This window comes from Sphingobacterium sp. Ag1, assembly GCF_000988325.1.
Lineage (GTDB): Bacteria > Bacteroidota > Bacteroidia > Sphingobacteriales > Sphingobacteriaceae > Sphingobacterium.
The window spans coordinates 208,791-221,137 of the sequence record NZ_LBGU01000044.1 but is presented as its reverse complement, the minus strand read 5'-3'; the positions used below and the strand labels follow the sequence as shown (position 1 = coordinate 221,137).

Genomic DNA, 12,347 nt, shown 5'->3' with positions numbered 1-12,347 from the left:
AGGGTTTACAAACTTTTTATTACGCGTTCAGTTGCCTCCAACGTTCTGTCGATATCATCCTCCGTATGCGCAAAGGAGATACTTCCTTGTTTAATTGGTGCCGGGAAATTGAAAATCCCCTCTTTTATGAGCTTTTTTCGATATTGGGTATCCAGCTCAAAATTGTGGTTATCCAAAATATCATGAAAATTGACTGGCGCATGGTCCATAAAATATGTACAGAAGGCAGATCCTTGGCGTGCGACATAAAACGGTACGCCTAATTTAGGAAATATTTCCTTATATCCCTGCTCCAAACGCGCACCAAGCGCCTCTACGTGTTCATAAACGCGATGCTCGGCGCTGCCTAATTTTTTCAGTGTCGCAATCGCCGCCGCCGTCGTTAAAGGAAAAGCATTAAATGTACCGGCAATCATAACGCGCTTCGACTTATCAGGATCCACAAAGTAATCCATATATTTTTTCTTCCCTGCAATAACCCCCAATGGGTAGCCGTTTGCAACCGCCTTTCCGAAGGTTGAAAGATCGGGCTGAATACCACAGATGGACTGATAGCCACCCAGCGCATGTCTGAATCCGGTTTTCACTTCATCAAAGATCAACAGAAATCCATGCGCGTCGGCCATGTTGCGTAAGCCTTCCAAATAACCTTCCTTTGGCTTCACAATCCCGATATTCTGAAGAATCGGTTCCAACAGAATACAGGCAACATCATATTTTTGAACCACATACAGCACACTTTCCAAATCGTTGTAGTTGACAATGTGTACCAAATCGCTGTGATTTTTAGGAACGCCAGCACTCAATGAATCGAATGGATATTCCCCCGGACTTTGATATGAACCCACATCGGCACGTTGACTGATCACATTGCAGGCCACATCGTTATGCCAGCCATTGTAGCCCCCCTGCATAACAATCACATGATCGCGCCCCGTTACAGCACGGGCAATACGGATCGCATGGTAAGTCGCTTCCGATCCTGTCGTTGTGATCTGAACGCTCTCTACCGAAGGAACAGACTGACAAAAAAGCTCCGCAAACTCACCTTCGAGTAAGGTTGGCCCAGCCCCCATCAATACCTGCTGTTCCTGCAAGGTCTGTAACACTGCAGCGTTCACGTCAGGATCATTATGCCCCAGAAAGGATGCTGCAAATCCAGCCTGATAATCTATGTAGCTGTTCCCGTCAATATCTTCGACCAGACTACCATTTCCTTTGACGAAGCAGATATTCGGATCTGACTTCCGATTTAAGGACACCACTCCACCCGGTATCCATCTTGCATTCTCCCGCAGTATCGCGGCTGATTTTTCATTTTCTTGCATGCCTATTAAAAGTTTTGCTATTTGTTATTGTTATAATTGGACGATCACCGCCACACATGTTGCAGTCATCAATAAGTTGTATTTAAATACACCTTATTTTATGTATACCAAATTACAATATTTTTGTATACATTTAAAATAAATTTTAAAATTTTTAAAAATGAATATTCTCATTGAAGGACTCCTTTTTCCAGAAGGCCCCGCTTTCGACCGGGAGGGTGGTATATGGCTTGTGGAGAAAGAAGCAGGAAATTTAGTTTATTACAAAAACAGTCAGCATAGCAGGATAGCCGTGGGCGGACATCCCAACGGCATCGCGATCGACAAGAAAGGAATAATATGGTTTTGCGACTCACAACAAAACAGCATCCGTTGCTATGATCCCTTCCACAAAACCTGTACGACAATAGTCACGGAAATCGCAGGAAAGCCATTAAAAATGCCCAACGACTTATGTTTTGATACCGAAGGAAACCTATTATTCTCCTGCCCGGGAAATGACCTGGACGATGGTACAGGCTACCTCTGCTGCCTAAATAGACAGGGTAATCTTTCCAAGATCCACACAGGCCTTTTTTACCCAAACGGATTAGCCTTTGCAGCAGACAACTGTACACTTTTTGTCGCCGAAACGGGTACAAAATGGATCTGGAAAATGCACTGGAACAGCTTGACACAACAGGTGGAGAACATCGAAAAATTCATCGAAACAGGTGGTCTTATTGGCCCAGATGGAATTGCCTTCGATCAGGATAACCAGCTTTATGCCGCTATCTATGGATCGCAACATATCCTATCCATTGATACCAAAAACAAGACGATCGAGAAAATACCTACGCCGGGAAAGAATCCAACAAATTGTGCTTTAGACCCAAAAGGCATTCAGGGACTTATGATTACAGAAGCTGAAAAAGGGCAATTGTTGCAGTGGGACAGCACAAAAAAGGGTCTATTGTAAACAATAGACCCCCTATAAAAATCCAAAAAATATTAAACCAATTCCAAGGCTTCTTGCTCGCCCCGATCCAAATGATGGACCAAAGTGGTATAAGCTTTATTCCAGTCATCCGCTTTCAACGCATCAACAATAGCGCGATGCTCCTTCTCCGTATCCAGGTAATCTTCCATCTGCCCCATAATAGCCCCGAGTTTCATATGAAATAAGGGAATGTTACTGTTCTTGTAAATAGAAATTAATCTTGAATTGCAGGTCCCCTCAATAATCCGCTCATGAAAACGAACATCCGCCTCGCAAGCACCACCATAATAGCCTTTACTGACCATCTCCGAAAAATCGTTGCAGATCAGCTCCAAATCTTCGATAAGCTCTTTACTTTTCTTTGAAAACAGAATCTTTAATGCCCCTATCTCCAACAACTCCCGTAGCTCACGAATATCCTTCACATCTTCGACTGTCATTTTTTTCACAAAGCAGCCGCCTTTTTCACCAAACTCAACCAGACTCTCGCCTGCTAACCGCATAAAAGCCTCACGAACAGCCACTCGACTCACCGTCAACTTATCCGCCCAAGCACTCTCCACCAATCTTGCCCCTCCAGCAAGCTGACTGGACAAAATTTTCTTACGTACTTCTAAATAAACTTTATAGGCAAGCGAATCCTCTTTCATATTGTATACAATTTTATGCAAAAATAAGAATACAAAATCATTAAAAAAATTTAAACAACGTATTCTTTAATTAATCTTCCCCTCTTGGGCACCATACTGTCTACCCGGCGACAAATAAATAGTTTCGGCTTTAGATTTCCAACTGGTTGTATGATTCCCTTTCAGGACATTTATATTAAAGCTACTATTTTTTAATGAACTTTTCATATTCCAGAAACCATCTTTCAAACCAACCACAACGACCTCATACTGCTGATCTCCCGGTACCGCAAATTCAATGGATTCATTAAGATATTGATTTGGTTTGGCCACCACCAGTAAACGATCAGCCACCCTTATTAAATAATAATTCGCTTTTTCCTCCGAATACACCGGTAATTTTGAAGAACCACTCTCCGTCATCTGAAAAACCGAAGCATAACTGGCCTGATCACTTTCCTGTTTGGGCGAGACCATAATCCGTGTTCCTCTAGCCTCTGGCCAAGGAGACTTGACCTGATAAAGATCACCAAAAACAAAAGCAGTCGAATCGCCCGAATACAATTTCACCGCACAGTCTCTTAATTGCGGCTTCAGCAAATCAACATAGGTAGCACCAGCGACATTTTTAAATTGACTATGCAATACAAAACCTGTTTCACTTTGTAACGGCTTTTCAAGCGTATTGATCTGCCAGTAGGGCTCAAATTTCTGATCATTGGTCTTAAGCTCGTCCAATAGGACAATGACCGCAGGCACATCCTTCCGCTTCAAATTCAAAAACAGGAAACTTTTAGTATAGGATTTCACTTTAGCGGTATATGCAGCCGTTAGATCCACATTGAAATAGCTATAGCTCGGCTGAATGGGATCCTTACCAAATGCCGATGCCCTGATCTCTCCGGTATGGTACCAGGAGTCACTTAATACCTCCTCAACCGTGCGTGGAAAACGCTGGCTAAACCGAGTACCACCATCGTTTGTTTTGGTCCTAAACAACAGCGGCTCAGCAGGATCACGCACCAAAAGCATACTATGCGCAACCGACCGCTTATTAAAGTTAAAATCATAAGGGGAGCCATAGGAAAGATACAGGCCAAGATCACCGACCTGAATACCATGATGATAGATCTGCAGCGCACCTGCATCGGCATGCTGATGATTGCCGAAATGATAACCACCACCCTTAATTTCTGCAACCACATCGGAACTTCCGTTTTCTTCGCTCCAGCCTGTCCGGGCAACCATAGACCCTAAGATGGGTCCAAAATCCTTTGTCAGCGGCATTTTCTCACGGTCAAAATCCGGCTTCAATTTTGGATCATCCAAGAGGAGAAACAAGATTGGATTGTCGGGCAAACCGCCCTGCTTGACAAACTCGGCCTTGATTACCGGATTGCCTGAATAGGCATAACAAAGCAACATGGTCTGCGGATTTTTCCAATAAAAATCGGCACTGCTGTTGTACTTTACATTAAACATATCCCCGTCGCGTAACATTTTTCCGTCGGGCGTGCGCATATACAGCCAGTAATACGGCATATTCTTGATGTTATCGTCAAAAACCGGATAGCCAAGCATGCGATAATACAACCAGGCTCCATGCATTTCCCACCCAAAACGATAGCCACCGTAATCAACACCTTGATTATGGCGCGGAGACTGATACTCAAACTTGCGCATGGGCACCAACTCTTCCAAAATAGCATACGAAGTATACTTGTAAGGTACAGGATCCTCATCATATAAAGCAATACTCATTGCCAGCAGATCGCGCGACACCTGCGCCTCATTCCCATGCCCATTGATAATACTTTCGATACCAAAAAAGGGAGGCCAGCCAATTTCCATATCTTGCGCCAGACGCATCATATTTTTATGCAGGTTGGCCTTAACGCGTACATCCAATAAGGAGTAGCACCAGTCGTACACCAGTGCACCCGTATAAATTGCACGTCCCAGCTCGCGTGTAATATCACCATAGGATACATTCCCGAACTCCAACATCGTCAAGTACTGATCCGCCAGTCTGACCGCCTCTTGACCTATTTTTTCGTCACCGGACATGAGGTAATAAAACGCTTTTGATTCAATAGCACGCTCGAGCTTTTCATCGTAAAACATTTCCTTATTCGGATCAAAAATAAATTGAACAGGTTGCTGCGCAAGTGTTTTCACTTTTCCCCAAGCTTCCAGATGCTCCGCCTCTTCCAGCCGCCCTTTAACAAGCGGCAAAGATTCTTTATTAACCCATAATCTGGGGTGACCTGCAGGTGGAACAATCTTTGGTTTATAATTTTCCGCTGCAGCTGGTGCAACTGGAGGCACAAAGGCATTGATCGAAACAGCTTTAATTTTAAAATTAGCTGGCAATTGCATGCCGACCGTCTGCTTCCCTTTCCCAAAATAAAATTTACCAAGATCTTGCTTCGCACCTTTAAAGCTGTCGAATACGATCCGTTTGGTCGATCGGGCGGCGCGAACATCAATCATCGCATACAGCGTCATCATACCTGTTTTATCCGCAGCCTTAATTTTATCCAAATCGGTAACCTCACCTTCTGAAACCAAGGTATAGACACCAGCGGTCGGAACGTCTACCTGCACCTGCAACCTCTGCCCATTTCCCTTTATCGAAGTAATCTTTGCCTGCTGCCCATAGGACACTCCAAGGATCGCCATAAAAGCGACCCCTAGCATAGTACCTTTAACTTTAAGCCATATCCTTGCACCCATATCCTTATTTTACTTGCAACCTTTTTACACTGATCTTCATTTCTTTCGTGGTATTATTTACGCTATTGACAAATACATAAGCATTGTATTTACCATCTGCCGTTTGCAGCCATAGTCCTGATTCAGCTTTTAAATTAATGGCAAAATCCGGCGCATCGATAAACGATTTGTCTTTCAAATCCACATCGTCCACAAATACACTGTATTGCAATCGTGCCAATTGTTGATCCCGCACGGTCCAAGCCTTCACGATCTTCGTTTTATTTGTCAGCCCGACAGGTAAGGTGAAGCTCGGCAAATAACTGGCATCCGTCGTGGGAGCAACCAATGAATGTGCATAAGTCACCGTTGGCAATGGCCGGTACAAATAGATCAAATCAATTTTATCCGGGTTTGCTGCAGCTTCTGTTGCTGTATACCATTTTAGATCTGCTACAGAAAAAAAGCAGGCAGCCCCATCTTTCCCGATCAAGTCTAAGGCCATATCCATATTACGAATCGCATACGCTTCGGTCTTCAACGCAATTTCCTGCCCATTACTGGACCTCGCCCTGAATGTAAACGTAACCGATTTGCCTTTTGCTGCTGCCGGTATTTTGTAGCTATAACGCAGCGTTGAAGCCGAGGTGTCTTTTGTAAATTTCACCTCTGCGCTATTCCCATTTACTGTCGCGGGGTCGCCAACGACCACACCTACATCTGCCCCGGTACTACTGGTGTAGTACGATTTGTTTTCAAGCACAGTACCCTCATCACCCGCAATGCTGGCTTCCACAGCGATCGATGTGAGCTTCCCCTGATCTGGTAATATCGCCGCCGCATAAGCAAAGTCTATGGTAGCCCCAACCACATTTGGCCCTAAAGAGCGCTTAATAATATCGTTTTGCAAGCCATCTTTTGCTTTTGGAATTTCATAAGCTTCTTCTTTACAAGAACCTAACAGCAAGAGCCCAAATCCGATGGACAGTAGCCCTATTTTTAAATAATTTGTTTTCATCAGCTTACTTATTTTTGTACTGTCAAATAAACTTTATACGTCTTACGAACCTTTCTATTTCCAGACACGACAGTCCATTCACGTGGCGTATCCAAATTGGAAAAATCTTGTTTTCCTAAAATCTTAGGATCTAATACCGCATCGGTGACCAGTGAAAACTGTGGATATAGATTTTTCAAATCTGTACCAAAGAGCACCTCCACTTTTATGGTTTGCTCAACGGTATCTACCAAGGCAGCTTTGGTCCGTACCGTCTGAAAATCGGCGCCCAACAGTTCAAAACTACTGACATAACATTCCGACCTGGTCGTGATCAACAAACCATCCTCATCCATTGGATAATCATCCTTACAACCGGACAAGCTAACGAACAGCATGCCGATTAAAAATAATGTATATTTCATCTTATTACAGTCAAGTATTACCATCTTATTTCCAAGGTATATTTTGTGTTAAATTCGGATTCCGCGAACGTTCTGTTTCCGGGATTTGATAGATATAACACTTTTGATAAGTCAACTCAGACTCATTGAAGAAAAAGCGCTCCCAATTATTCCCAAAACTATCCTGGAACCATTTTCCATCACCATAAGGCTTACCAAATACGGTTTCCAGTTTACGCCATCTCCGCAGGTCAAAGGCACGCTGTCCTTCACCAAACAACTCTACGATCCTTTCCTGTTCTATAGCATCAAAAAAAGCATCACGAGAAGCGGTTTTAGCACCCGCAAGCGCGGGCAAGTTACCACGGCGCCTGACCTTATTAACCAAATCAATCGCATCCGCCTGTGGACCACCAATCTCATTGGTCGCTTCAGCATACATCAGATACACGTCTGCAATGCGCATCAAAGGCCAATTGTAATTTCCATCACTACGTGCCACACCACCATAATTGCGCACAAATTTACGCGATTGTAATCCCGAGAGATTTGTGGTATTATCGGTGAAGGAAGTTTTGTAAGATACACCGTTAACCGTCACCGCAGCACCCCAAGTTTTGTAGACAAAAGGAATATAACCTGTCGTCTCCGTAGGGCTCATACCCATAATCAATTCATAATCCCACAACAAAGTCGCTTTCATGCGATAATCGCGATTACGGTACGACTCAGGGTTCACCGCTGAATTTGCTGTTGTACGTGCTGCCGGATTTTTCACTGGATCTAGCTGAACCATCTTGGGCAAGAAATCACCCGTAATGGTAGATTGATAACGGTCTGCCAATTCATAACGCGGAATAGCTTGGTTCTGCCCTAAAGACACCAATGGCCCAGTCCACACACGTTGATATTCCTCACTCTGTTTCGTACCCACACCGCCATGGGTAAGCACCATGACCATTTCCTCATCTTGACTCAAGTTGCCCGTAGAAGGTATAAACATGTAGTAATAATTTGGGAGCACATCTGCCTTCCCCAATTCACCCCATGAACCTGGGTCACCATTTCTAAACATTTTGATACCAAAATCATTGATCACACGCTTAAAATCCGCAGCTGCCGCCGTATAGGCCGACTTAGCGTCGGCAGCAGATTGCACAAATCCATCCAATTCGGGCCATCCATTTTTCTTCCACGAACCCCAGTACAATTGAAACTTACCACGAAAGGCCAACGCGGCAGGCTTACCGGCACGACCAATTGCAGCCCCCTTATTCGGCAATTTGTCCACAGCGTAATTTAAATCAGCCATAATGGAATCTTTCAGCTGCGCAATAGGCATTCTACGCACCGTATCAGCCTCTGCAGGCGCCGGTGCCGATTTGTAAAAATAAGGTACATCGCCCCATAAGGAAATCAGTCTAAAGTAGGCAATGGCACGCAGCAATTTGGCTTCCGCCACGATCGTTTCCAAGGTCTGTTTTACAGCATCAGTTTTTGCTACGGGCAACAAGCGCGCATTGGTATTTTCGATCACAAAGTTGGAACTGAATATAGATCCATACAATGCTCTATACATTGCCGACGCACCGGAACCATAATTCATCGGACTATTGACCGTTAATGAAATAGGCGCCGCACCGGTATTGTACACCTTCAGGTAATCACCATGACCATCAAAATGATAGTCACGATCAAAACAAGGTCTAAATATCGAATAGTTCGCCATTAAGGCAGCAAGCGCGTCATTTTCGTCCACCCAGAACGTTTCAGAGCTTGGCGTTGTTGTTGGATTTTGATTTAACAAATCTTTGCGGCACGCGGATAAACCAAGAAGCAACAAAGAAGAAATAAACACGATGTTATATATCGATTTCATAAGTTCAAATATTATAAGTCTACATTCAGTCCAACCACAAAACTCTTCGTCATCGGATAGGCATCATTGGTATAGGTACTTTTCTCCGGATCTAAGCCTTTAAAACTCGTCAAAACCGCCAAATTATCTACAGAACCGAATACACGTAACTTCTGGATTCCCAGCTTCATCAGTAATTCTTTCTTAAAAGTATAGCCAAGCTGCAGATTTTTAACCCTTAAATAAGACATGTTTTGCAACCAAAATGTACTCAAGTACGCATTTGGACTCGTTGATCCCAATGTACTTGGAAGCAATTTAGGATAATCGGCATCGCGATTGTCCAGGCTCCACATATTATTCCACTGATCTTCCGTAATCGCCTGATTTGCCGTCCCTAAAAAATTTGAATTCGCTTTGTTCATCCAAAATTCTTTTCGTCCGGTAGCAGCCTGCAACAGGAAAGAGAAATCAAAACCTTTGTAGTCAACGGAACCTCTAAATCCGTAATTTACCTTTGGTCTGCCCAATTGGTAAGCGGGATATGCCACGCGGTCATTCGCATCCAATTTGCCGTCACCATTGACATCTTTCAACAAAATATCTCCCGGAGAAGCCCCCTGAGGAACTGCATTATAGACATCCTGCCAAGACTGCGCAATGCCCAACGATTCGAAAGCATAGATAAAATTATAAGGCATATCAATAAATACCGAACCTCTTTGCAACTGCTCATTCCAGGACAGTAGCTTGTTCTTGTTGTAGCCGACATTAAAGTTCAGCATGTAACCCACATCACCTTTTCTATCATTCCAGGTCACATTTGCTTCCAGCCCTTTATTCATCATATCGCCGATATTGCGTCGCGGAGCAGCAAATAAACCCGTCAGATGCATCGATACATCCGAAGGTCTGTTCATACCGATCGTCTTTCTTTCGTAGTAATCCAACTCGGCCGTCAGTTTATTTTTAAAGAACCCAAGGTCCAAGCCCAAATTAAACACACGTGTCTTTTCCCAGGTAAGGTCATAGTTGATCAGTTTTTTATTGATCAACCCCTTGACAACAGACCCTGCTCCTGTACTATTGTCAATCAGATAGTAGGGACTGGACACCAAAGATTGTTTCTGCTCATACAAGCCTACACCACTATTATTACCCAATGAACCATAAGAAGCTCTAAATTTGGCCGAACTCAGGCTAATCTTCTCCTTAAATGCCGACATAAACGCCTCATCTGAGATCCGCCACCCCACTGCCGCGGAAGGAAAAAAACCATATTGATCGCCTGGCAAGAAACGCGAAGAACCATCTACCCGGAAGTTCCCTTCAAACATATACTTTCCAAAGGCTGTATAATTTAATCGTCCGATATAAGAACGTAAACCTTCCGCCGATGATGATGCCGACACATTTTGTACATCTTCAGACGCACCATCGATTTCATGTAAACTAGGATGCAAACGATCTAAGCGACTACCCGCCAAAACACGATTGTTCCAATATTCTTCGGAATACACGGCCAAAGCAGAGAAATCATGATTAGCGCCGAACTTATGATCATAACTCAACTTGAAGTTCAGCTGCGTTTTGTAATTGTTCCGGTCTGTATTATAGATCCCATCATTTGTTGGCACAAGATCCCGGATAGACAATCCTGTCCGGATGTTATACAATTTTGTCGGCATATCTGCCTTCCATTGAAAACGCGTGTCATAATTTAGGGCATAATCCACTTTAGCCTCAAACCCTTTGAACGGCTTCCAGTTTAAATAACCATTCACCAGAGCCTGCTTTTGATTCATGTGGTTCTGGTTGCGCGTCATGTAGTCCGCATAAATATTATTGGCCTGCGGACTTTCATTGTAAGACATTGCACCACCATAAAAACCGGTCATAGGATCATAAGGCAATATACCTGCTGGCGAGGTAAACAAATCCATTCCACTTGTTGAGTTGGCAGTCATACCATCCTCGTAGTTATACCGGTAATCGGACCAATTTCCGGAGAACCGGACCCCAGCACCGATGGTATTGGTTACTTTTGTTTCGAAGTTAAATGCAGCATTGTAACGTTTAAAATCATTATTGATCTGTATCCCCCTCTCATCCAGCATACCCACAGACAAATAGTAATTGTTATTTTCAGTCCCCCCATTAATGGAAACATTATAATTCCCGCTTTGACCATTGCGAAGAATAACATCCCACCAATCGGTACTTGGATACAATCTCGGGTCGATCATACTTAAAGCCAACCATTCGTCGATCGTTCCATTTTTAAAATTGAATGCAGATGCAGCGGTATTATAAGCCTGAGCCCTTTGCGTAGCCGTCATTGCTTTTGCATAATTATTGACAAAATCAAAAGAGCGGGTAGGTTTCACCAGCGATTTGTTGGCACTAAAGGAAATAGCCGTCCTACTGTTTCTTTTACCAGACTTTGTCGTAATCAATACAACCCCGTTGGCCGCTCTGGAACCGTATACAGCAGCGGAAGAAGCATCTTTTAGCACGGTCACACTTTCAATATCATTCACATTCACACGGTTCATATTGACATCGGGCATCCCGTCGACCACGATCAGCGGTCCAGCACTATTGACCGTCCCCAAGCCCCGGATCAAAAGATCCGCTGCATTATTTCCGGCCATCCCTGAGTTTTGACTTACGGCCAAACCGGGAATAACACCCTGTAAGGCCTGCGAGGCATTGGAAAGCCCCCGGCTTGAAGTAGATTGGTCAAAATTGACACTGGCCACAGCACCAGTCAAGTTGCCTTTTTTCTGCTTACCATACCCCACCACAACCACTTCATCCAGCGCATTTTCGCTCGCATCAAGCACCAAAGCCTGCACGTCTTTCCCCGACACCACTTTTGTATTAAAACCGATTAACCGAAATTGAATCTGATCTGAAACCGAACCCGTTAATTTAAAACGGCCTTCTTGATCCGTAACGGTAACAGTTGCATTTTTAAGGTTACGCACTTCCACACCGGACAGTGGCTGCCCTTTAGCGTCCAGCACCTGCCCGACAAGCTGCTGCTGAAATTTAGCTAAACCCGACGAAGGATTTAGAACATCCGAGATCGGAATCTTTCCATTATTAGGGGAAGAAGGTACATTTGCCAATGCAGCCATCGAAATAAAAGGTAGCCCTACCAACAGGCAACTCCTGTTTATTACATCCCGGATTTTAATCTGCTTTAGTATCATGAATACTCAGGTTAAAGTGGTTAAATAAATGATTTATAAGCTCTTTAGTTTATTGGTATTTTTTAAGAAAAATAATTTTCGACCCCTATGCGATCGCAATTCCTCTTCTTTACTTTATCATAGTGAATACAATAATATATATTTTTTGTATACAATTCAATATTTTTTTCACTTTTTTACAAAAATAGCCATGCTAACAAGTTCGTGACAAATCTATAA

Annotated in this window: 8 protein-coding genes; 1 reads left to right on the top strand and 7 read right to left on the bottom strand. The window is 43.6% G+C overall.

Features of this window, described 5'->3' with window-relative positions; translation table 11 throughout:
• Positions 1-5 precede the first annotated feature (5 nt).
• The gene (locus tag AAW12_RS21700; protein WP_046675766.1) at positions 6-1,328 is read right to left on the bottom strand and encodes an aspartate aminotransferase family protein; all 1,323 of its coding nucleotides are present in this window, start codon (positions 1,326-1,328) and stop codon (positions 6-8) included.
• A 160-nt stretch (positions 1,329-1,488) separates the two neighbouring features.
• Here AAW12_RS21700 and AAW12_RS21695 point away from each other — a divergent pair, with 160 nt between their 5' ends.
• Positions 1,489-2,286: an SMP-30/gluconolactonase/LRE family protein gene (locus AAW12_RS21695; RefSeq protein WP_046675765.1), complete on the top strand. Its 798-nt coding sequence runs from the start codon at positions 1,489-1,491 to the stop codon at positions 2,284-2,286.
• Positions 2,287-2,318: 32 nt separating this feature from the next.
• On the opposite strand, the gene AAW12_RS21690 is transcribed toward AAW12_RS21695, so the two are convergent.
• From AAW12_RS21690 to AAW12_RS21665, 6 genes are all read right to left on the bottom strand, one after another.
• Complete coding sequence (locus AAW12_RS21690) at positions 2,319-2,957, bottom strand: GntR family transcriptional regulator (RefSeq protein ID WP_046675764.1); 639 nt, start codon at positions 2,955-2,957, stop codon at positions 2,319-2,321.
• 66 nt (positions 2,958-3,023) lie between these two features.
• The gene (locus AAW12_RS21685; protein WP_156167726.1) at positions 3,024-5,672 is read right to left on the bottom strand and encodes a hypothetical protein; all 2,649 of its coding nucleotides are present in this window, start codon (positions 5,670-5,672) and stop codon (positions 3,024-3,026) included.
• A gap of 4 nt (positions 5,673-5,676) precedes the next feature.
• Entirely contained in the window at positions 5,677-6,669 is a 993-nt protein-coding gene (locus AAW12_RS21680) for a DUF4466 family protein (RefSeq protein ID WP_046675763.1), read from the bottom strand.
• 8 nt (positions 6,670-6,677) lie between these two features.
• Positions 6,678-7,073 carry a hypothetical protein gene (locus AAW12_RS21675; protein ID WP_046676362.1) on the bottom strand — a complete coding sequence of 132 codons (396 nt, stop codon included), beginning with the start codon at positions 7,071-7,073 and terminating at the stop codon, positions 6,678-6,680.
• Positions 7,074-7,098: 25 nt separating this feature from the next.
• Complete coding sequence (locus AAW12_RS21670) at positions 7,099-8,931, bottom strand: RagB/SusD family nutrient uptake outer membrane protein (RefSeq protein ID WP_046675762.1); 1,833 nt, start codon at positions 8,929-8,931, stop codon at positions 7,099-7,101.
• 11 nt (positions 8,932-8,942) lie between these two features.
• Positions 8,943-12,128, bottom strand: a complete 3,186-nt coding sequence (locus tag AAW12_RS21665) for a SusC/RagA family TonB-linked outer membrane protein (RefSeq protein WP_084823285.1) — start codon at positions 12,126-12,128, stop codon at positions 8,943-8,945.
• Between the last annotated feature and the right edge of the window lie 219 nt (positions 12,129-12,347).

Excerpts from the sequence above, each read along its gene's own strand:
- AAW12_RS21665 (WP_084823285.1), bottom strand. The coding sequence starts at position 12,128 with ATGATACTAAAGCAGATTAAAATCCGGGATGTAATAAACAGGAGTTGC.
- AAW12_RS21680 (WP_046675763.1), bottom strand. The coding sequence starts at position 6,669 with ATGAAAACAAATTATTTAAAAATAGGGCTACTGTCCATCGGATTTGGG.
- AAW12_RS21700 (WP_046675766.1), bottom strand. The coding sequence starts at position 1,328 with ATGCAAGAAAATGAAAAATCAGCCGCGATACTGCGGGAGAATGCAAGA.
- AAW12_RS21695 (WP_046675765.1), top strand. The coding sequence starts at position 1,489 with ATGAATATTCTCATTGAAGGACTCCTTTTTCCAGAAGGCCCCGCTTTC.
- AAW12_RS21690 (WP_046675764.1), bottom strand. The coding sequence starts at position 2,957 with ATGAAAGAGGATTCGCTTGCCTATAAAGTTTATTTAGAAGTACGTAAG.
- AAW12_RS21670 (WP_046675762.1), bottom strand. The coding sequence starts at position 8,931 with ATGAAATCGATATATAACATCGTGTTTATTTCTTCTTTGTTGCTTCTT.
- AAW12_RS21685 (WP_156167726.1), bottom strand. The coding sequence starts at position 5,672 with ATGGGTGCAAGGATATGGCTTAAAGTTAAAGGTACTATGCTAGGGGTC.
- AAW12_RS21675 (WP_046676362.1), bottom strand. The coding sequence starts at position 7,073 with ATGAAATATACATTATTTTTAATCGGCATGCTGTTCGTTAGCTTGTCC.